We start from the raw sequence: 19,812 nt of genomic DNA on the forward strand, positions 1-19,812 counted from the left end.
TACAGTGCCGCCCATGCGGGCCGTCCTGGTGGTCAATCCGAAGGCCACCACCACCAGCGAACGCAGCCGGGACGTGCTCGTCCGGGCGCTGCGCAGCGAAGTCGATCTCAGCGTGCGCTACACCCGTCGGCGCGGGCACGCCGTCGCGCTGGCCCGGGAGGCAGCCGCGGAGGGGGTCGACGTGGTCGTCACCCTGGGTGGCGATGGCACCGTCAACGAGGTGGTGAACGGCCTGATGACGGCCGAACCGCCGACGCGCGTCGGCGCTACGCCGATGGCCGAGCGGCTGCCCGCGCTGGCGACCGTCCCGGGTGGTTCGACGAACGTGTTCGCCCGCGCGGTGGGGCTGCCCCGGGAATGGCCGGAGGCGACCAGCATGATCCTGGAAGGGCTGCGGCTGGGCCGGAGCCGGACGGTGGGGCTGGGCCTCGCCGACGACCGCTACTTCACCTTCTGCGCCGGGTTCGGCCTGGACGCCGCGGTGATCCACCGGGTGGAGCAGGCCCGGCGGAAGGGACGGGTGTCCACGCCGTCGCTCTACCTACGGTCGATCATGAACCAGTACTTCCTCGCCTCGGACCGGCGGCACCCGGCGATCGTCCTGGAGCGTCCGGGCGAGCCGGCGGAGGCCGAGCTGGCCACCGTCATCATTCAGAACACGGCGCCCTGGACGTACCTGGGCGACCGGGAGGTCAACCCGAATCCGGCCGCGTCGTTCGACCTCGGGCTGGATGTGCTGGCGTTGCGTCAGCTCCGGGTGGCTAGCACAACACGGACAGTGACGCAGTTCCTGTCCCGGCAGCCGAATCCTCGCGGCCGGCAGGTGTTACGTCTCCATGACACAGCGGAGTTCACGCTGGTCTCCAGTCGCCCGCAGGCGTTTCAGCTGGACGGGGACTACCTCGGCGAGCGGGAGAAAGTCAGATTCACCTCCGTTCCCGCCGCACTGAGAGTAATCTGCTAGGTCTCGGGTACTGCCCTTGGTTGACCCGGCGGCCACAGCCGATCGACTGGTCGCCGCCACACCGAGGGACGGGTGCCGGAAATGTCAGCAATGTCACGCGGACTGTACTATATTGATCCTCGACTGTGGCACGGCGGGTAACCAGGAAAGCACTGGAACCTGGACAAATGGGTTGTGGGCTTGCTCACCGCCTGGAGTTTTTCCGAGCGTCACCCTTGACATCACGACTGTTCGTGAAAGTATTCACAAGCGAACTTGAGTTACCGGGACATCGCCTGGATATGCTCGACAGGTTGAGCTGTTCCAGCAGGTCCCCGGCGCTAACCGCCTGCTCACGCACTGCCGAATGGACGAACGCTAACGGTCACCTCGGCACTGCGGATGCATATAGGAAAAGCACGACAAGCAATATTTGCCACCCATCCAGAATGAGGAGTGTTGCCGCCATGGACTGGCGTCACCATGCTGTCTGCCGCGACGAGGACCCGGAGCTGTTCTTCCCGATTGGGACGTCCGGACCGGCTCTCCTGCAGGTCGAGCAGGCCAAGGCCGTCTGCCGGCGCTGCTCCGTGACCGACCAGTGCCTGCAGTGGGCACTCGAGTCTGGTCAGGACGCCGGCGTCTGGGGCGGAATGAGCGAGGAGGAGCGGCGCGCTGTCAAGCGGCGCGGCGGTCTCCGGGTGCTGCGCGCTCACACCGCCTGATCCCCAACGACACAGCTGTACGCCCCGGTGGGTTCACCCGCCGGGGCGTTCCGCTGTCCGGCACCGGATCGCCGTGCCGGGCGGGCACGGGCAGGGGCGCGGCGTCACCCCGTCGACGCCAGCACCGGCCGATCGTCGACCCGACGCAGCACCAACTCGGCCAACTCCGGCGCGTCGGTCAGCGGCGCGGCAACCGCCACCGCGCCCGCCGCGCGGGCAGCCTCCGCCACCGCGTCATGGAACAGCCCCGGTGCCAGGAAGTACGCGGAGACCGCGACCCGGTGCGCGCCGGCAGCCCGCAGCCGGGACACCGCCACGCCGGCCGCGGGTGGCGCCGCCGACGCGTACGCCACCCGGCAGGGCACCCCGAACTCCACGCCCAGGGCATCGGCGACCCGACCCACCGAGCGGCGCGCCCGCGCGTCCCGGGTGCCCGCCGCCGCCAGCACCAACGCGTCGAAGCGCCCCGGACTCGTCTCACCCAGCCGGCGGCACAGCCCGGCCAGCAGCCTCGGATCGGGCGTGCCGTCCGACGGCCCCAGCACATCGGTGACCCGTACCGCCAGCGGCGGCCCGGTCCGCACCGCCGCGGCGACCGCCGCCGGGATGTCCACCCGATGGTGGTACGCGGCGGTCAGCAGCAGCGGCACCAGCACGGCCCGGCGGTGACCGGCCCGGGCCAGGTCGCGCAGCACCTCGGTCGGTCCGGGCTCGGTGTGGTCCAGCCAACTCGCCCACACTGACGTGCCCGGCCGGGCCGCCGACACCGCCCGAGCCAACGCCCGGGTGGCATCGGCCGCCCGTGGATCACGGCTGCCATGCGCGACCAGCACCACCGGGTCCGCCCCGCCGGCCGCGCCGGGGCCGGTCAGGGTCGTCGCCGGGGAGGTCAGACGTGCAGCCCGCACTCGGTCTTCTCGAACATGGCCCACCGCCCGGCCCGCGCGTCCTCGCCGGCCTTCGTACGGCGGGTGCACGGCCAGCAGCCGATCGACCCGTACCCCTGCTTGAACAGCTCGTTGACCGGCACGTTGAAGCGGGCGATGTAGGCGTCCACCTCCCGCTGCGTCCACGCCGCGATCGGGTTGACCTTGACCTTGCCGCGGCGCGCGTCGAAGGTCACCACCGGCGTGTTGGCCCGGGTCGGCGACTCGTCCCGACGCAGACCGGCGGCCCAGGCGTCGTACCCGGTCAGCGCCCGCTCCAGCGGCTCCACCTTGCGCAGCTGACAGCAGTCGTCCGGCGACTTGTTGAACAGTCGGGGGCCGTACTGGCCGTCCTGCTGCCCGACCGTGAGCCGGGGCCGGATCGACCGGACGTTCACCGGCAGCGTCCGGGCGACCTCGTCGCGCACCCGCAGCGTCTCGGGGAAGTGCAGGCCGGTGTCGAGGAAGACCACGTCCACCCCTGGAGCCACCCGGGACACCAGGTGCGCCAACACGGCATCGGCCATCGAGCTGGTGACGCAGAACCGCTCACCGAAGGTCTGCGCCGCCCAGCGGGCGATCTCCAGCGCCGGGGCGCCCTCCAGGTCCCGAGCGGCCTGCTCGGCCAGCGCCCGCAGCTCGTCCGGGCTGCGCCGGGTCGGGTCGGCCGGTGTCGCGCCGCCCGGGCCCACCAGGCGCAGGCTGGCGGCCGAGACGAGGCTCATGACGTCACCGCCCGGCTGAGCAGCCCGGTGAACTTCACCGAGAAGACCCGGGTGCAGGCGTGGCACTCCCAGGCGCCGTGCCCCGCCTCGTGCGGCCGCAGGTCCTCCTCGCCGCAGTACGGGCAGTACAGAGGTGCCGCTCGGTTCTCGCTGCTCACCGCAGTTCCTCCTCGTCGACTCTGATCACCCAGTTGGCGAACGTCTCGCCCTCGCTCCGACCAGCCAGGTAGCGACGGGCCAGCCGTTCCACGTACTCCGGAAGCTCCTCGGCGGTGGTCTTCAGACCCCGCAGCTTGCGGCCGAAACCGGCGGTCTGCCCCTGGGCCATGCCCAGCCCGCCGCCCAGGTGCACCTGGAAACCCTCGACCTGCCGGCCGTCCGGGCCGACCACCAGTTGGCCCTTGAGCCCGATGTCGGCCACCTGGGTACGCGCGCACGCGTTCGGGCAGCCGTTGATGTGGATCGAGATGTCCGCGTCGAAGTCGCGCAGCCGCTGCTCCAGCCGGGCCACCAACTCCTCGCCGCGGGCCTTCGTCTCGACGATCGCCAACTTGCAGTACTCGATGCCGGTGCACGCCATCGTGCCGCGTCGCCAGGCCGACGGCCGGGCCTCCAGACCGATCCCGCGCAGGGCGTCGACCAGCGACTCCGTCCGCTCCGCCGGCACGTCGAGCACCAGCAGCTTCTGGTACGGGGTGAGCCGCACCCGGTCGCTGCCGTGCGCCTCGACCACGTCGGCGAGCTGGCTGAGCTGTGCGCCGGAGACCCGCCCGACCACCGGGGCGGCACCCACGTAGTGCCGCCCGTCGGCCTGCTCGTGCACGCCCACGTGGTCGACCGGCTTCGACGGCAGGATCGGGGCCGGGCCGTCGAGCAGCGTACGGCCGAGGTAGTCCTTCTCCAGCACCTCGCGGAAGCGCTCCACGCCCCAGTCGGCCACCAGGAACTTCAACCGGGCCCGGTTGCGCAGCCGGCGGTAGCCGTAGTCGCGGAAGATCCCCACCACCCCGGCCCACACGTCCGGTACCTCGGCCAGCGGCACCCAGACACCGAGCCGCTTGGCGAGCATCGGGTTGGTGGAGAGGCCCCCACCGACCCAGACGTCGAAGCCGGGCCCGTGCTCGGGGTGGTCGACGCCGAGGAACGCGATGTCGTTCGACTCGTACGGGGTGTCCACCAACCAGGAGATCGAGGTCTTGAACTTGCGGGGCAGGTTGGAGAACTGCTTGTCGCCGACGTACCGGGAGACGATCTCGTCGATCGCCGGGGTCGGGTCGAGCAGCTCGTCGCGGGCCACCCCGGCGACCGGGCTGCCCAGCACGATCCGCGGGCAGTCGCCGCACGCCTCGGTGGTCTGCAGGCCGACCGACTCCAACCGACGCCAGATCTCCGGCATGTCCTCGACCCGGATCCAGTGGTACTGGATGTTCTGCCGGTCGGTGATGTCGGCGGTGTCCCGGGCGAACTCCCGGGAGATGTCCGCGATAACCCGCAGCTGGGCCAGGCTGAGCTGACCGCCGTCGATGCGGACCCGGAGCATGAAGAACTCGTCCTCCAGCTCGTGCGGCTCCAGCACGGCGGTGCGCCCGCCGTCGATGCCCGCCTTGCGCTGGGTGTAGAGGCCCCACCAGCGGAACCGGCCGCGCAGGTCCTGCGGGTCGATGGAGGCGAAGCCGCGGTGCGCGTAGATGTTCTCGATGCGGGCCCGGACGTTGAGTGGGTCGTCGTCCTTCTTGATCCGCTCGTTGGGGTTGAGCGGCTCACGGTGGCCGAGCGCCCACTGACCCTCACCCCGTGGCCGGCGCGGCGCGCGGGTCGGACGAGCCGTCGGGTCCTCGGAACGGGCCGGGATGCTGCTGACCGCCATCGCGGCGTCCTCCGTTGTCTGCTGTGCCTCGGGGTACGCGGGGCGCGGCGGCCGGCCCGGCGAAGCGGGCGGGACAACGGTGTCGGTGACAGCCGGCGCGGAGCGCGCCCGAGACGGATTGGTCGGGCGTCGTCAGTCGGCCGGACAGATCGCGCTGCGCACGCGGCCGTAATCGACGTGGCGACGGGCCACGAAGCGGCGAACGACTGCGGCGGTCATGGGGCCATGCTGCCACACCCCGAGGGGGCCGGCCAATGTCCGCGTGTGGGATCCCACATCACGGGCCAGCGGTCAACCGACCAGCTGGTCACCGAGGATAGTTCGGGCATAACGCACGACCCGTCCCTGTCGCACACCGGCGATCAGGCCGTTGTCCCGCAGGGTGGTGAGGTGGTGCGACGCGGTCGCCGGCGCGAGCCCCAACATCGCGGCCAGCTCGCCGGTGCTCAGCGGCGTGTCGAGCAGGGTCAGCGCCGCCGCCCGCGTACCACCGAGCAGAGCGCCCAGCGCGGCGCTGGGCGGCGGCGAATCCCATAGCCCGCCCAACCCGGCCGGCGGATAGCAGAGGGCGGGCCCGGCGTCACCTTCCAGGATCGCGTGCACAGTCGGCCCGGAGAACGCGGTGGGCAGCAGCGTCCACGGGCGTCCGTCCCGGTCGGCCGGCAGGGTCGCGCCGACGGCGACCCGCAGCGCCGCGCCGTCCCACCGGATCAACGGGTGCACCTCGTGCAGCAGGGTGCGCCCGCCCTGCTCAGCGGCGAGCAGCGTCCGCCGCCGGACGTCGGCCAGCGCCAGTGCCCGCAGCCGGGGCCAGTCCGGCGCGATCAGCAGGGTGAAGTACCTGTGGAGCTGCGCGACCAGCTCGGCCGTGGACAACCGGGGCGCTCCGGCGCGTTCCAGTTGCCGTCGCACCACTGTCGGGTCGGTGCCGGCGACCGCCCGCAGTTCGGCCGCCAGGTTCGGTGCCACTCCGATCGGGGTGAGGAAGTCCGGCACGTAGCCGTTGGACGACCTGAGCACCGCCAACAACGGCTCCAGGCCGGCGTCCGGCAGCAGCCGCTCGGCACGCTCCCGCCACGGACGGTGCATCCAGTACTTCGCCGGCTTGCGCAGCGCCCAGGAACTGGCCACCAGCTCGGCCAGGGGCGAGTGCACGAACCGGACCCGACTCAGGTCGTCCGGTGAGAACCGAACCTCGATCACGGACGGATTCGACCACGTTCGAACGCTTCGGCGACAGCTCGGAGCGACCCGAGGATCCTCATATGGAGTACAGGCAACTGGGCCGTTCGGGCCTGCGCGTCAGCGCGGTCGCGTACGGCAACTGGGTCACTCACGGCAACCAACTCGACGACGACGCGGCGGCCGCCTGCGTGGCCGCCGCCCTGGACGCGGGCATCACCACCTTCGACACCGCCGACCGGTACGCCCAGGGTCGGGCCGAGGAGGCGCTGGGCAAGGCGCTGAGCGGCGTCCGGCGCAGCTCGATCGAGCTGTGCACGAAGGTGTGCCTGCCGGTCGGGCCGGGGGCCAACGACGCCGGGCTGTCCCGCAAGCACATCATCGAGGGCTGCCACGCCTCGCTGAACCGGCTGGGCACCGACTATGTCGACCTCTACCAGGCCCACCGGTACGACGACACGGTGCCGCTGGAGGAGACGATGCTCGCCTTCGCGGACCTGGTCCGCCACGGCAAGGTGCTCTACGTCGGTGCCTCCGAATGGACCGCGCCGCAACTGCGAGCGGGGGTACGGCTCGCCGCCGAGCTGCACATCCCGTTCATCGCCAACCAGCCGCAGTACTCGATGCTGTGGCGGGTGGTGGAGGCCGAGGTGGTGCCCACTTGTGCCGAGTTCGGGCTCGGTCAGCTGGCCTGGGCGCCGCTGGCGATGGGCGTACTGACCGGTCGCTACCAGCCCGGCCAACGCCCGCCCGCCGGCTCCCGGGCGACCGACGGCTTCGGCGGGTCGTTCATCGCCCGTTACTCGTCGGCCCTGCTGCTCTCCCGGGTACGCGAACTCCGGTCGATCGCCGAGGACGCCGGCTGCACGATGGCCCAGTTGGCGGTGGCGTGGGTGCTGAACCGGCCGACGGTGGCCGGGGCCATCGTCGGTGCGTCCCGGCCCGAGCAACTCGCCGAGACGGCCGCGGCCTCGGCGGTACGGCTGGACGACGAGCTGACGGCACGGATCGACGCCGTGCTCGGTGACCTCGTCGAGCGTGATCCGGCGAAGACCGCCCGCCCGAACGACGTGATGCCCGCCTGGCGGCAGCCGGCTGCCGCCAGCTGACACCCACGGGCGGCAGGGCCGTGGCAGGCTCGAACCGTGGGCGGATTGTCCGGAAAGTCGATCGGGGCGGCGTGGGACCACCTACGCCGCCTGCCGGTCTGGCTCCCTCCGGCGCTGCTGACCCTGGCGGTGACAGTGACCGGGCTGAACTCCGCCCAGCTCTGGCGTGACGAACTGGCGACGTGGAGCGCGGCCACCCGGTCGCCCAGAGACCTGGCCCGCCTGGCCGACACGATCGACGCCGCCACCGGCCCGTACTACCTGCTGATGCACGTCTGGACCAGGATCGTCGGCGACTCCACGGTCGCCCTGCGCGCGCCGGCAGTGCTGGCGATGACAGTGGCCGCCGGGTTGCTCGCCGTGCTCGGCGCACGGCTCGTCGACCGGCGCGCCGGTCTCTTCGCCGGCCTGCTGTTCGCGGTGCTTCCCGGCACGTCGCGTTACGGCCAGGAGGCCCGCCCGTACGCGCTGGCCACCGTGCTCGCGGTGCTCGCCACCCTGCTGCTGGTGACCGCGCTGCGTCGACCGAGCTGGGCCCGGTGGGCCGGTTACGCGGCCGCCGTCGCCGCGCTCGGGCTCATCCACCTGATCGCGCTCACCCTGCTCGCCGCCCACGCGCTGGTCGTCGCGCTCGTCTGGTGGCGCGGTACCGTCCCCTCGGGCATCCCGGCACCGGGCTCCACCACGCCCAGCACCACCGCGCCGGCCGATCGCGACGGTGCCCCGGATCGGCGGGTGTGGCGGTGGCTGGTCGCCGTGCTACCGGTCGCACTGCTGGCCGGTCCGCTGCTGCTCAAGGCCCGTACCCAGCAGTCCCGGCAGTTGAACTGGGTGCACCTGGTCCGGCTGGACGACCTGACCGCGCTGCCCGGCGGCGTCACCCAGAGCAGTGTGGTCGGTGGTCTGCTGGTCGGGGTCGCCGCGCTGGGCGCGGCCCGGCTCGGACGGCGCGCCCTGCTGCCGGTCACGGCGGTGCTGCTGCCGGTCCTGCTGCTCTTCGCCGCCGGCACTGTCGTACCGCTGTGGGTGCCCCGGTACCTGGTCTTCGTGGTGCCCTTCGCGTGCCTGCTGGCGGGCGCGGCGCTGGCCGCCGTGGCCGCACCGGCCGCGCTCGTCGTGGTGGTCCTGGCCGGGCTGCTCGGCCTACCCGACCAGGCCGCGCTGCGACGGACCCACGAGTGGCCGCGCAGCGCGCCGGTGGACTACGCCGGGGCGGCCAGGGTGATCGCCGACGGTCAACGACCGGGGGACGCGGTGGTCTACTCACCCCGGCACAGCTGGCTCTTCCTCGACCTCGGCATCGAGTACCACCTCAGCGACCCGCCGCGCGACGTGCTGGTCACCGAGGACGAGGTGCGCCGCGGCGACCTGTGGGCCGCCGAGTGCCCCCAGCCCGCACCGTGCCTGGCCGGTACGGCACGGGTGTGGCTCGTCGTCTCCGGCCGGCACGCCGAGCCGCTGGCCGCCGTGCCCGGTGCCAAGGGCGACACGCTCCGCAGGGACTTCACGGTCGCCCAGGTCTGGCAGCGCCCCGGTCTCACCGTCGCCCTGCTGACCAGCCGCCCCGACCGCTGACCGGACGCCGGCCGGCGACCGGGCCCGCCCACCCCGATGCGCCTGATGCCGGTGAATCATCCTGATGACTGAGCGGCATCACGCCCATCCTGAGGTCCGCTCCCGCCGCAGACCCCGCGACACCGGAGGCGGGAGGGCGGGTCAGGCCTGCGAGCGGCCGTCGGTGCTACGGGCCAGCGGAACGACCAGCACCGCCTCGGTGCCACCGTTGGCGCCGGCGCGCAGTTCGATGGTGCCGCGCAGCTCACCGGTGATCAGGGCGCGGACGATCTGGAGGCCGAGCCGGCTGCCGGCTTCGGCGTCGAAGTCCGGGGGTAGGCCGCGCCCGTTGTCGGTCACCGAGACGTGCAGCATCTTGCGGAACCGGTGCGCCGAGACCACCACCTCGGGTCGCAGCGACGGGTCGACCTCGGGGGCGGCGACCGGCACCATGCCCGACGCGGCGGGCACCGGGACCTCGTCCGCCTCGTCGGCAGGTGGGAAGCCGTGCTCGACGGCGTTGAGCAGCAACTCGTTGAGGACCATCACCAGCGAGGTGGCGATCTCCGCCGGCAGTACGCCGAAGCTGCCCCGCCGCCGCATGCCGACGCTCACCTCGGTCGCCGCTACCTCGGTCGCGGCGCTGGCCACCCGGTCAACGATGCCGTCGAACTCCACCGCCTCGTCGCTGGACATCGAGAGCGTCTCGTGCACCAGGGCGATCGAGGCGACCCGGCGGACCGACTCCTCCAACGCGACCCGGGCTTCCGGCATCGCCACCCGGCGGGCCTGCAACCGCAGCAGCGCGGCCACCGTCTGAAGGTTGTTCTTCACCCGATGGTGGATCTCCCGGATCGTGGCGTCCTTGGTGATCAGCGCCCGGTCCCGGCGGCGGACCTCGGTGATGTCCCGGACCAGCACCAACGCGCCGATCGGCACGCCGGCCGGCATCAGCGGCAGCGCCCGGGTGAGCATGGTGGCACCTCGTGCGTCGATCTCCCGGCGGGGAGGCGCCTCACCGCGCAGCGCGGCCAGGATGCCGTTCGACGCCTCGGTGCCGTCCAGCGGGTCACCGGCCAGCCGGCGGTGCAACGCGGCCAGGTCCTCCCCCACCAGGTGGGAGGCGTAGCCCAGTCGGCGGTACGCGGACTGCGCGTTCGGGCTGGCGTAGGTGACCTTCCCTCCGGCATCGAGCCGGACCAGGCCGTCGCCGACCCGGGGCGCCGAGGTGGTCTCGCCCGGATGCCGCGGCGGCGGGAAGGTGCCGTCCGCGATCATCTGCGCCAGGTCGTCGGCCGTGGTGAGGTAGTTGAGCTCCAGCTGGCTGGGCGTACGCGCGGTGGAGAGGTTGGTGTCCCGCCCCACCACGGCGATCACCTCGCCGGCCTCCCCCTCGGCGGTACGCAGCCGAACCGGGATCGCCTCGTGCCGGGCCGGCACGTCGCCGTACCAGACCGGGTCGCCCTCACGCCAGATCCGACCCTGGGAGTAGGCCACCCCCAGGTGGGCCACCTCCGGCCCGCCGACGATCCGACCCACCTGGTCGTCCTGGTAGGCGGTCGGCGCGGTGGTCGGACGCACCTGGGCGACACAGAGGAACGTCCCGTCGGCGTCGACCGGCACCCAGAGCAGCAGGTCAGCGAAGGACAGATCGGAGAGCAGCTGCCAATCGCCGGCGATCCGGTGCAGGTGGTCGATGTCTGCCGGACGGAGATGGGTGTGCTCCTCGGCGAGGTCGCGCAGCGTGGACACGGTGACCAGGGTGCCATGCCGCGCCTCACATCGTCGCGGTCACCTTCTTCAACCCGCGTGGCGCATCCGGGTCCTCGCCCCGGGTGAGCGCCAGGGCCAGCGCCAACCGCTGCATCGGCAGGATGTCCAGCAGGGGGGCGTACCGCTCGTCGACCTCGGGAACGGCCAGCCGGGTGGCGCCCGGCACGTCGGCGGAGCCGACCACCACGACGTCGGCGCGGCGCTCGCCGAGGCGGGGCAGCACCTCACCCATGGAGCGACCACCGGGGCCGGAGCCGACCACGGCGAGCACCGGAACCTCCGGGTCGGTCATCGCGAGCGGGCCGTGCAGCAGGTCGGCACCGGAGAAGGCGAGCGCCGGCAGGTACGAGGTCTCCATCAGCTTCAGCGCGGCCTCCCGGGCGGTCGGGTAGGCGTACCCCCGGCCGGTGGTGACCAGTTGGCGGGCGAACCGGTAGCGCGGGGCGAGCTGGGCCGGGGTCCCGTCGGCCAGGGTGCGGGCGGCCAGCTCGGGCAGCGTGTCGAGCGCCTCCCGTTCGGCCTTGGGCAGCACGCCGTCGCCGGCCCGGATCCCCTCCACCAGCATCAGCAGGGCGAGCAGCTCGGCGGTGTACGTCTTGGTGGCGGCCACCGCCCGCTCGTGTCCGGCGGCGATGTCGACGCTCAGCTCGGCCACGCCGACCAGCGGCGAGTCGGGGGCGTTGGTGACCGCGAGGGTCAGCGCCCCGGAGGCCCGGGCGGCGCGCAGCACCTCGGCCAGGTCGGGTGAGCCGCCGCTCTGGCTGACCCCGACGACCAGCGCCTCGGACAGGTCGGGCCGGGCCCCGAACAGGGTGACGACGCTGGGCGAGGCGAGCCCGGCGGGCAGGCCGAGCCGGATCTCGGTCAGGTAGGCCCCGTAGAGCGCCGCGTGGTCGGAGGTGCCCCGCGCGGTGAAGACCACGTGCCGTGGCCGACGCTCGGCGATGACCGCCGCCACCCGGGCGATCTCGGCGGCGTTGGCAGCGGAGAGCAGGCGCGCGTAGCCAGCCGGCTGCTCGTCGATGTCGGCGGCCATGCCAGCCCCTGCACGTGTCACGGAAACCCCTCCCTCTGCGCGGTTGCCGCGCACTTCTTGCTCAGTCTTGCACTTTTGAGCGTATACCAGCAATTTAACGAGCAGGACTGCGCAGATGATCACCAGTTGATCTCAATATCAACTAAGCTTTACCCGCTACATCCGGTCTCACTGCCACGAGAGGACGACGTGCCCGAGGGAACGGACGATCCCGCGCTCTCCGTGACGGAAGAGCTGGCGCTGGCCCGGCTGGCGCTCGACGAGGGCGACCTGCACCACGCCGCCGGCCACCTCGCCGGCGCGTTGGCACAGGCCCCCACCCTCCCGGAGGTGCACGAGACGCTGGCCCGACTCGCCGCGACGAGCGGCGGTGGCCTCGACCTCTTCCCGATCAACCACCACACCTTCGTCGGTGCGGTCGTCGCCCGCGCCCACCTCCTCGCCACCGCCGGCCGCCCCGCCGAAGGGCTGGAACTGCTGGCCGCCGCGACGGCGTACGCGCCCGGCACCGAGTGGGCTGGCGTGCCCTGGGTCACCGCCCCCGAGCTGGCCGAACGACTGGATCCGGAGCACATCGCCCGCGTCCTCATGCAGATCTGCGCCGCGCTGCCCGACCCGGTGCCACGGATCGGCCGGGCCCCGCTGACCCCGTACCTCACGCTCGCCCGCAACGCGGCCACCGTGCACCCCGACCACGGCCTGCTGCTGGGCGCGGCGTCCGCGCTGGCCCGGCGACTCGGCGAGGTCGAGCTGGCGGTCCGGTGGGCCACCCGAGGGGTACGCGCACAACCGTCGAAGATGGGCGAGGTGTGGCTCGGGTACGCGTACCGCAGCTCGGGCCGGACCCGCGACGGCCTCGCGGCCCTCGGTCGGGCCGTCGAGCTGGACCCCGACGACCTGGCGATCTACGCGGACATCGCCGGCACCCTGGCCGAGATCGGCCGGCTGGACGAGGCGCTGGAGTGGACCGAGCGGGCGCTGGCGCGCGATCCGTCGTTCGACTGCGCGGTGCACACCGCCCACCGCCTGCGGCACCTGCGCGACGGTGACCTCGCCCATCTGGTCGCGCTCGCCGACTTCGTGCGCGACCACCCGGACGACAGCCACGAGCACGGCGATTTGGCCCAGTGCTGCCGGGGCCGGCCCTGGCTCGGCCAACTCACGCCGGCCGGCGGTCCCCTGCTCGACGCGGTACGCCAGGCGGTGGCCGATGACGACAACGGCCTCGGCGGCGCGGTGCGCCTACCCGCCGCCGCCCCGCCCAGCGCGATCGGGACGGCGATCTCCACCGCCCCCGGGCTGCGGATCGAGGTCGTCGGCGTGGCGGAGCCCGACCCGCGCGAGCCGCGAAGGGCGTCCGCTCAGCGGTTGTGGCACTACGCGGACGTCGTCCCCACGCCCGCGCTGGCAGCACCCTCGGCGACGGCGATCGAACGGATCGGGCAGATCGCCCACCCGGCGTGGGCGCACCCACCGGCGGCGTACGACGCGGCGGTGAGCCTGGCCGGCCTCGACCTGACCGACCTGCTCGGTCTGCTGGTGCACCCGCCGGCCGCGCCGGCCAACGGGGTGGGTCGACTGCTGGCGGCCCACGACCCGTCGGTCTGGGTCCGTGGCGTGCAGGTCTGGGCCTGCCTGGGGTTGCTGCACCACCGCACCGACGAGCCGTGGGAGGGCTCGACCCGACGTCGGGTGCTGCTCGACCTGGTCTGGGGCGTCGAGGACTGGGTCACCGAGGCGGCGCTGTTCGCCCTGATCACCGCCGCCTGGGTGGACCCTGCGGTACGGCCGGACGTGGCCCGGGTGGTGGCGGAGCGGCTGGCCGACGTCGCGGAGGTGGCGCGGAGTCGACCGGTCCCGATCGCCGCCTCGCTGGCTCACCTGGCCCTCGCCGCCCCGCAGTTGGACCCGGCGACGGCGGCACTGGCGACCGAACTCCTGGGCAGCCAGGCCCCGCAGCTGCCCCGCCCCCGCAACCCCCTGCGTCGCCTCTGGCAACGCCTGAGCAGGGGCGCGCCGCGCCGACCGTGACGGTCGACGCGGCGCGTTCGGGGGTCGGGTCAGGCGACCGGGGCGGCCTTGCCGAGGGCGACCTCGGCGTCCTCTTCCGGGGTGGCCTGCGGCGGTGCCTCGTTCGCGGTGCGCAGCGGGATCTCCTTGATGAACCAGGCGAGCACCGGGATCACGATGGTGAACAGCACCGCCCAGAGGAAGACGTGCGAGATGGCGTCGGAGAGACCGCCGAGCACCGCCTCGCGCGCCTGGGCGGGAAGCTCCTTGAGCTTCGCCAGGTCCATTCCGGCACCGGCCTCGCCGCCACCGAAGGCCCGGCCGCCCTCGGAGCTGGCCAGCCGGTTGGCGAAGATCGCGCCGAACAGCGAGATGCCGAACGAGCCACCGATCGACCGGAAGAAGGTGGCCGCGCCGCTGGCCGCACCGAGGTCCTTCTGCTCCACGCTGTTCTGGGCGATCAGCATCGAGGTCTGCATGAGGAAGCCCATGCCGACGCCGAGCACGATCATGTACAGCGAGGACATCAGCTTGCTGGTGTCGGTGTCGAGCATGGACAGCAGCGCCATGCCCCCGGTCATCACCACGCCACCGATGATCGGGTACGCGCGGTACCGGCCATTGCGGGTGATCGCCCGACCGATGACCAGCGAGACGACCAGCATGCCGAACATCAGCGGCAGCAGCAGCAGACCGCTGTTGGTCGCCGACGCTCCCTGCACGGTCTGCTGGTAGAGCGGCAGGAAGTTCATCGCGCCGAACATCGCGAAGCCGAGCAGGAAGCCGATCACCGAGATCAGCGCGAAGTTGCGGTTGGCGAAGAGCGCCAGCGGCAGGATCGGCTCCTGGACACGGCGTTCCACCAGGGCGAACACCACCAACGCGAGCACGGCCAGCACGGCCAGGCCGAGGATCTGCGGCGACGTCCAGTCGTACTCGTTGCCACCCCAGGTGGTGATGAGCACGATCGCGGTGATGCCGACCGAGAGCAGCCCGGCGCCGAGCCAGTCGATCCGGTGCTCGGTGCGGTACTTCGGCAGGTGCATCGTGGTGATCAGCACGAGCAGCGCGATACCGCCCAGCGGCAGGTTCACGTAGAACGCCCAGCGCCACGAGAGGTGGTCGGTGATGAAGCCACCGGCCAGCGGGCCGGCCACCATGGCGATGGCCATGATGCCGGCGATCATGCCCTGGTAGCGCCCGCGCTCGCGGGGCGGGACCAGGTCACCGATGATCGCCATCACGCCGACCATGAGGCCGCCGGCGCCGAGGCCCTGCACGGCCCGGAAGGCGATGAGCTGGACCATGCCGTCCTGCGGACCGCCGAACATGCCGGAGCCGGCCATTCCGCAGAGGGCGGAGCCGACGAGGAAGACGACGACCGAGGTCAGGAAGACCGACTTGCGGCCGTAGAGGTCACCGAGCTTGCCCCAGATCGGGGTGGAGACGGTGGTGCCCAGCACGTACGCGGTGACCACCCAGGTGAAGTGGTTGAGGCCGCCGAACTCGCCGACGATCCGCGGTAGCGCGGTGCTGACGATCATGTTGTCGAGCATCGCGAGCATCATCGCGATCATCAGCCCGAACAGCACCACCCGTATGTTGTTGGGTCGTGTGCCGGCCTGTGTTGCCTGAGTCATGGGTAAGCTCCCCCCGAGAATTGCTAACTTACTTGCCGCCCGGCTAGTCACCTTACTAGCCGCACGGTAAGTTGGGGGCGAGCGACCGGTCAAGGTATTTGGAGGGTGTGGGTGAGCGAGAGCACAGGCGGCGGAACGCGGGAACGGATCAAGGCCGTCGCGCTCGAGCTCTTCACCGAGCAGGGGTACGAGAAGACCTCGCTCCGGGAGATCGCCGAGCGCCTCAACGTCACCAAGGCCGCGCTCTACTACCACTTCAAGAGCAAGGACGACATCGTCGCCAGCTTCGTCGAGGACCGGCTGGAGCGGATGGACGCGCTGGTCGCCTGGGCCGAGTCGCAACCGTCGACCCTGGCCACCCGCCGCGAGCTGATCTCCCGCTACGCCGACACGATGTTCAGCGGCGAGCAGCCGTCGGTGATGCGCTTCTTCGAACAGAACCAGACCGCGCTCAAGAGCCTGGCCGCCGGTCAGAAGATGCGCGGCCGGATGATGGAGCTGGCCAACGCGCTCTGCCGGGGCGACGACTCCCCCGCCGCCCAACTGCGCGCCGCGCTGTCCCTGTTCGCGGTGCACACCAGCTGGTTCGCGGTCCGCGCCCCGCACATCAGCGACGACGAACGCCGCAAGCTCGCCCTGGAGGTGGCCGACGAGCTACTGGCCGCCATCGGCACGCAACCCGACGCCTGACCCGGGCGCGATCGTCACACTCCGGGCTCGCCGGGTCGGCGGCTCAGCCGCCGGTCGTCGGTAAGCGGGTCAGCCGCGGGTCAGCTCCAGGCGCAGGCCGAGCAGGTCCACGCCCGGCGCCGGTGACCAGTCCTTCTCCGGGAAGCGGACGAACCCGCGCCGCGAGTAGAGCCGGTGCGCCGGATCGGCCATCCCGGCCCGGACGCAGATCACCACCGCCGTGCAACCCAACTCGGTCGCCCGGCCGACACACGCCTCGACCAGCGCGGCACCGACGCCCCGCCCCTGGGCACCCGGGTCGACCGCGAGCATCCGGAACTCCGCCTCGCCCGGCCCGGACAGCTCGGCGAACCGGGTGCCCGGCAGCACGAACGTGACCGAGCCGAGCACCGCACCGGTCACCTCGTCGACCGCGACCAGCACCTCGCCGCTGTCGGCCCGGGTCGGCACATCGGCCAGCACCTCGCCGTACCCGTGCTCGCCCTTGAGCTGGCCGTCCGCCTCGTACGCGGCCACGGTCAGTCGGGCCACCGCCGGAAAGTCGGCCGGCTCGGCCGGACGGACCCGCAACCCGGTCAAGCGATCACCGCGATCAGGTCACCGTCCTGCACGACGTCGCCCTCGTGCACGGCGAGCTGCTGAAGCACACCGTCAGACTCGGCGATGACCGGGATCTCCATCTTCATCGACTCGAGGATCACCAGGGTGTCACCCTCGGCCACCGTGTCACCCGCGGTGGCGACGACCTTCCAGACGTTGGCCACCATCTCGGCGCGGATCTCCTCGGCCATGTCCAGGCCCTCCCTCTTCGCGACGTGCCTGCCGACGTATCCAATCATGCGTCGACCGGCGGTGGGCGCGCAGCGGCACAGCCGGGATGACCCGCCCGCCCTGGGGAAGGCGGCGGGTGTCGACCGCACTACCATCAGCGGGTCGGACCCGACGCCGGACCTCCGGTGGCTGCATCGGCGCCGAGGTCGTGCGCAGGACGGATCCGACCCATCACGAGGAGGTCAGCATGGCGAAGAAGTCCCGGAAGAAGAAGGCTCGTAAGAAGAGCGCCGCGAACCACGGCAAGCGTCCCAACTCCTGAACGGGTCGACGGGCCGGTTGCCCGTCGCCGCTCAGCCCGACCCGGCCGAGGCCGGGTACACCGGTGGCCCGGGTCGACATCGACCCGGGCCACCGGTCTTGCCAGCTGGTGCCGACGCTCAGTCGGCCAGCTCACGCGAGTCGCTGGTCTCGAAGACCACCAGCTCGGTGAGCTTGACCCGCAACCGCTCACGCAGCTCGTCCGGCGCGGTCTCGTTGCCACAGCACCGCGCCACCAGCGCGCGCACCTCCTGCTCCAACCCGTACTCGCGCAGGCAGGGCCCGCACTCGTCCAGGTGGTGCCGGATCAGCGAGCGGCGCTCATCGGCGCACTCCAGGTCCAGGTAGAGATACACCTCCGCGAGCACTTCGCGGCAGTCCGTCTCGTGCGGCTCCCCACAGCTCACGTCACACCTCCCGGCCGGCAGCAGCGGCGGTCGAGCCCTTCGCCGAGCGGGCGGCACTGAAGCCCCGCTCCCCGGCGTAGCGCTCGAGCAGCTTGCGCAGATTACGACGGCCCCGGTGCAGACGCGACATCACGGTGCCGATCGGCGTGCCCATGATGTCCGCGACCTCCTTGTAGGAGAAGCCCTCGACATCAGTGAGGTAGACCGCCAGGCGGAACTCCTCCGGCAACTGCTGGAGGGCCTCCTTGACGTCACTGTCCGGCAGCCGGTCCAGTGCCTCCGTCTCGGCGGAGCGCAGGCCGCTGGAGGTGTGCGACTCGGCCTCAGCGAGCTGCCAGTCGGTGATCTCCTCGGTGGGCGCCTGGATCGGTTGGCGCTGCCGCTTGCGGTAGGAGTTGATGTAGGTGTTGGTCAGGATCCGGTAGAGCCAGGCCTTCAGGTTCGTGCCCTGCTCAAACTGGTGGAAGGCCGCGTACGCCTTCAGGTAGGTCTCCTGAACCAGGTCCTCGGCATCCGCCGGGTTGCGTGTCATCCGCAGCCCAGCAGCGTAGAGCTGATCGACGAATGGCATCGCGTCCCGCTCGAATCGGGCCCTGCGCTCGTCCGTCTTCTCGGTGGTCAACCGCACATCCCCTCGCGTCGGATGCTTTCCCGCCGAGGATACGCGCACGGACCTGCCCGCAGATTCACTTCCGGCGGGTGTGCTCGTGCTCACCGCACCGACCCCGCCCGGTCCCGCCGTCGCCGGCCACTCCGGGCCATCCAGCAGTTGCTTCAACTGCCGGGCGTCCCGTTCGTCCCGTTGCAGGCTTCGTGTCTCGGTTGGCACCGGTCACCCCCCTCGCAGAAAAGTCGTCCGGGGTTAGTAACGCGAGATGACCACTGGGGCATTCCGGCCGGCCCTCCCGTTCCTGGTCCCGGCCCCGACGGCGGCCGGCGCTGGGACCAGGAAGGGCCTGGGAGGACTGGTGTCGACGGCCCTGATCGGGGCCGCCGGCACCATCGGATGCAACGACCCGTGCCCGGCCCCGGAAACGGTCGCCCCGGCGAGCCGGCCGCGACGGCTCAGCCGGCCGCCCAGCCCTGGGCGGACAGCCAGGCGCGCACGGCGGCGGCGGTGCCGGGTGGATCCCGGCGTAGATCGTGCGTCTCACCCGGACGGCTCACCACCTGCACGGTCGGCCCCGGCTCCGGCGTCCCGAACGGGTCCCGGTCGCCGTTCACGACCAACGTCGGCAGGCCGGTGTCCAGTTCGGTGGCCCGCGAGCGTTCCGGTCGGCCGGGCGGGTGCAGCGGAAAGGCCAACGCGACCACGCCGACCGCACCCACCGCACGGGCCGTCCGGCAGGCCACCCGGGCACCACTGGAACGCCCACCGACCACCGTCGGCACGTCGGCGTGCCGGTCCCGCAGCACGGCGAGCACCGCCGCCCAGGCTTCGTCGAGGTGACCTGCCGGTGCCGGCGCGCGTCGACCGGCGACCCGGTAGGGCTGGGTCACCCGAACCACCGCCACGCCGGCCTCGACCGACGCGTCCCGGACCGCGAGCAGGTCGGGCGCGTCGACGCTGCCGCCCGCGCCGTGCCCGAGGACGAGCAGGGCGGTGGCCGGACGGCGGGGCAGGTCGGTGTCGATCCGCGCCGGACCGCGCGGGGTCTCGATCTCGTTGCTGGGTGGCACCGGCCTATTCTGCGCCGCCGCACCAACCACAGGTGCGAACCCGCCCGCCGATTCAGCTCAGCGGGACCAGGGCGAGCAGACGATCGCGCACCGGTGGGCCGGCGTCGTCGATGGCGCCCAGGTCAGGCTCGACCTCGCCGCGCCAGGCGACCAACATCGCTCGTCGCTCCCGGGGCGTCGTGCCGCCCCAGACACCGTGGCAGTCACCGACGTCGAGGGCCCAGGCCAGGCAGGAGCCCTGCACGTCACAACTGCGGCACAGCGCGACGGCAGCGTCCGCCGGTTCGTTCGGTGCCGGAAAGAATGTCTCCGGATCGACGCTCTGGCAGGTTCCTCTGGTGCGCCACGCGTCGTCCTGTCGCCGTTCCTGCACGGCCCGCAGCAGTCGCGGATCTCGCCGCGCCGCCGCCACCTCGTGCGGGCGCGGCATACGTGCCCGTGTCATCCACCCAC

At 72.1% G+C, this 19,812-nt stretch carries 21 protein-coding genes; 7 read left to right on the forward strand and 14 right to left on the reverse strand.

What is annotated here, in order from left to right:
• Positions 1-13 precede the first annotated feature (13 nt).
• Together EV382_RS20480 and EV382_RS20485 are read left to right on the forward strand one after the other, a co-directional pair.
• A complete protein-coding gene (locus EV382_RS20480) occupies positions 14-964 on the forward strand; it encodes a diacylglycerol/lipid kinase family protein (protein WP_130404255.1) in 951 nt (316 codons plus the stop codon).
• Between the two features lie 446 nt (positions 965-1,410).
• The gene (locus EV382_RS20485; protein ID WP_130404257.1) at positions 1,411-1,668 is read left to right on the forward strand and encodes a WhiB family transcriptional regulator; all 258 of its coding nucleotides are present in this window, start codon (positions 1,411-1,413) and stop codon (positions 1,666-1,668) included.
• Between the two features lie 104 nt (positions 1,669-1,772).
• On the opposite strand, the gene EV382_RS20490 is transcribed toward EV382_RS20485, so the two are convergent.
• From EV382_RS20490 to EV382_RS20505, 5 genes are all read right to left on the reverse strand, one after another.
• Positions 1,773-2,576, reverse strand: a complete 804-nt coding sequence (locus EV382_RS20490; RefSeq protein ID WP_208758460.1) for a sirohydrochlorin chelatase — start codon at positions 2,574-2,576, stop codon at positions 1,773-1,775.
• Complete coding sequence (locus tag EV382_RS20495) at positions 2,558-3,319, reverse strand: phosphoadenylyl-sulfate reductase (protein ID WP_130404259.1); 762 nt, start codon at positions 3,317-3,319, stop codon at positions 2,558-2,560. The genes EV382_RS20490 and EV382_RS20495 overlap by 19 nt, the downstream gene beginning before the upstream one ends.
• Positions 3,316-3,477, reverse strand: coding sequence for a hypothetical protein (locus EV382_RS32850; RefSeq protein WP_165435836.1), 162 nt, complete (start codon positions 3,475-3,477; stop codon positions 3,316-3,318). Before EV382_RS32850 ends, EV382_RS20495 begins: the two co-directional genes overlap by 4 nt.
• A complete protein-coding gene (locus EV382_RS20500; protein ID WP_130404261.1) occupies positions 3,474-5,186 on the reverse strand; it encodes a nitrite/sulfite reductase in 1,713 nt (570 codons plus the stop codon). The genes EV382_RS32850 and EV382_RS20500 overlap by 4 nt, the downstream gene beginning before the upstream one ends.
• Positions 5,187-5,477: 291 nt before the next feature.
• Positions 5,478-6,389: an ArsR/SmtB family transcription factor gene (locus EV382_RS20505; RefSeq protein WP_130404263.1), complete on the reverse strand. Its 912-nt coding sequence runs from the start codon at positions 6,387-6,389 to the stop codon at positions 5,478-5,480.
• A 62-nt stretch (positions 6,390-6,451) separates the two neighbouring features.
• Between EV382_RS20505 and EV382_RS20510 the strand changes: the two genes are divergently transcribed.
• Both EV382_RS20510 and EV382_RS20515 read left to right on the forward strand, forming a co-directional pair.
• Entirely contained in the window at positions 6,452-7,477 is a 1,026-nt protein-coding gene (locus EV382_RS20510) for an aldo/keto reductase family protein (protein WP_130404265.1), read from the forward strand.
• 36 nt (positions 7,478-7,513) lie between these two features.
• Positions 7,514-9,052 carry a glycosyltransferase family 39 protein gene (locus EV382_RS20515; protein ID WP_130404267.1) on the forward strand — a complete coding sequence of 513 codons (1,539 nt, stop codon included), beginning with the start codon at positions 7,514-7,516 and terminating at the stop codon, positions 9,050-9,052.
• A 141-nt stretch (positions 9,053-9,193) separates the two neighbouring features.
• On the opposite strand, the gene EV382_RS20520 is transcribed toward EV382_RS20515, so the two are convergent.
• Both EV382_RS20520 and EV382_RS20525 read right to left on the reverse strand, forming a co-directional pair.
• On the reverse strand, positions 9,194-10,783 hold the full coding sequence (locus EV382_RS20520) for a PAS domain-containing sensor histidine kinase (RefSeq protein ID WP_130404269.1): 1,590 nt from the start codon (positions 10,781-10,783) through the stop codon (positions 9,194-9,196).
• Positions 10,784-10,808: 25 nt separating this feature from the next.
• The gene (locus tag EV382_RS20525; protein WP_130409043.1) at positions 10,809-11,840 is read right to left on the reverse strand and encodes an SIS domain-containing protein; all 1,032 of its coding nucleotides are present in this window, start codon (positions 11,838-11,840) and stop codon (positions 10,809-10,811) included.
• Between the two features lie 189 nt (positions 11,841-12,029).
• Here EV382_RS20525 and EV382_RS20530 point away from each other — a divergent pair, with 189 nt between their 5' ends.
• Entirely contained in the window at positions 12,030-13,871 is a 1,842-nt protein-coding gene (locus EV382_RS20530; RefSeq protein ID WP_130404271.1) for a tetratricopeptide repeat protein, read from the forward strand.
• Positions 13,872-13,900: 29 nt separating this feature from the next.
• On the opposite strand, the gene EV382_RS20535 is transcribed toward EV382_RS20530, so the two are convergent.
• Complete coding sequence (locus tag EV382_RS20535) at positions 13,901-15,490, reverse strand: MDR family MFS transporter (RefSeq protein ID WP_130404273.1); 1,590 nt, start codon at positions 15,488-15,490, stop codon at positions 13,901-13,903.
• A gap of 105 nt (positions 15,491-15,595) precedes the next feature.
• On the opposite strand from EV382_RS20535, the gene EV382_RS20540 reads away from it, so the two are divergent.
• Positions 15,596-16,180, forward strand: coding sequence for a TetR/AcrR family transcriptional regulator (locus EV382_RS20540; RefSeq protein WP_130404275.1), 585 nt, complete (start codon positions 15,596-15,598; stop codon positions 16,178-16,180).
• A gap of 69 nt (positions 16,181-16,249) precedes the next feature.
• Here EV382_RS20540 and EV382_RS20545 read toward each other — a convergent pair whose 3' ends face one another.
• Together EV382_RS20545 and EV382_RS20550 are read right to left on the reverse strand one after the other, a co-directional pair.
• The gene (locus EV382_RS20545) at positions 16,250-16,759 is read right to left on the reverse strand and encodes a GNAT family N-acetyltransferase (RefSeq protein ID WP_130404277.1); all 510 of its coding nucleotides are present in this window, start codon (positions 16,757-16,759) and stop codon (positions 16,250-16,252) included.
• Positions 16,756-16,977: a biotin/lipoyl-binding carrier protein gene (locus EV382_RS20550; RefSeq protein ID WP_030490397.1), complete on the reverse strand. Its 222-nt coding sequence runs from the start codon at positions 16,975-16,977 to the stop codon at positions 16,756-16,758. Before EV382_RS20550 ends, EV382_RS20545 begins: the two co-directional genes overlap by 4 nt.
• Positions 16,978-17,198: 221 nt before the next feature.
• On the opposite strand from EV382_RS20550, the gene EV382_RS33985 reads away from it, so the two are divergent.
• A complete protein-coding gene (locus EV382_RS33985) occupies positions 17,199-17,273 on the forward strand; it encodes a 50S ribosomal protein bL37 (protein ID WP_369814844.1) in 75 nt (24 codons plus the stop codon).
• A gap of 118 nt (positions 17,274-17,391) precedes the next feature.
• Here the strand turns inward: EV382_RS33985 and rsrA are convergent, their stop codons facing one another.
• From rsrA to EV382_RS20570, 4 genes are all read right to left on the reverse strand, one after another.
• Complete coding sequence (gene rsrA / locus EV382_RS20555) at positions 17,392-17,679, reverse strand: mycothiol system anti-sigma-R factor (protein ID WP_030336658.1); 288 nt, start codon at positions 17,677-17,679, stop codon at positions 17,392-17,394.
• A gap of 1 nt (position 17,680) precedes the next feature.
• Positions 17,681-18,508 carry a sigma-70 family RNA polymerase sigma factor gene (locus EV382_RS20560; protein WP_130404279.1) on the reverse strand — a complete coding sequence of 276 codons (828 nt, stop codon included), beginning with the start codon at positions 18,506-18,508 and terminating at the stop codon, positions 17,681-17,683.
• A gap of 236 nt (positions 18,509-18,744) precedes the next feature.
• Positions 18,745-19,359 (reverse strand): alpha/beta hydrolase family protein, encoded by a 615-nt coding sequence (locus tag EV382_RS20565; protein WP_130404281.1) that lies wholly within the window; start codon positions 19,357-19,359, stop codon positions 18,745-18,747.
• Positions 19,360-19,411: 52 nt separating this feature from the next.
• On the reverse strand, positions 19,412-19,804 hold the full coding sequence (locus EV382_RS20570; RefSeq protein ID WP_130404283.1) for a WhiB family transcriptional regulator: 393 nt from the start codon (positions 19,802-19,804) through the stop codon (positions 19,412-19,414).
• Between the last annotated feature and the right edge of the window lie 8 nt (positions 19,805-19,812).

It is taken from the genome of Micromonospora violae (genome assembly GCF_004217135.1).
In the GTDB taxonomy this organism is placed as follows: domain Bacteria; phylum Actinomycetota; class Actinomycetes; order Mycobacteriales; family Micromonosporaceae; genus Micromonospora; species Micromonospora violae.

Coding starts and splice junctions, on each gene's coding strand:
- EV382_RS20500 (WP_130404261.1), bottom strand. CDS start 5,186: ATGGCGGTCAGCAGCATCCCGGCCCGTTCCGAGGACCCGACGGCTCGT.
- EV382_RS20510 (WP_130404265.1), top strand. CDS start 6,452: ATGGAGTACAGGCAACTGGGCCGTTCGGGCCTGCGCGTCAGCGCGGTC.
- EV382_RS20480 (WP_130404255.1), top strand. CDS start 14: ATGCGGGCCGTCCTGGTGGTCAATCCGAAGGCCACCACCACCAGCGAA.
- EV382_RS20570 (WP_130404283.1), bottom strand. CDS start 19,804: ATGACACGGGCACGTATGCCGCGCCCGCACGAGGTGGCGGCGGCGCGG.
- EV382_RS20535 (WP_130404273.1), bottom strand. CDS start 15,490: ATGACTCAGGCAACACAGGCCGGCACACGACCCAACAACATACGGGTG.
- EV382_RS20485 (WP_130404257.1), top strand. CDS start 1,411: ATGGACTGGCGTCACCATGCTGTCTGCCGCGACGAGGACCCGGAGCTG.
- EV382_RS20495 (WP_130404259.1), bottom strand. CDS start 3,319: ATGAGCCTCGTCTCGGCCGCCAGCCTGCGCCTGGTGGGCCCGGGCGGC.
- EV382_RS20525 (WP_130409043.1), bottom strand. CDS start 11,840: ATGGCCGCCGACATCGACGAGCAGCCGGCTGGCTACGCGCGCCTGCTC.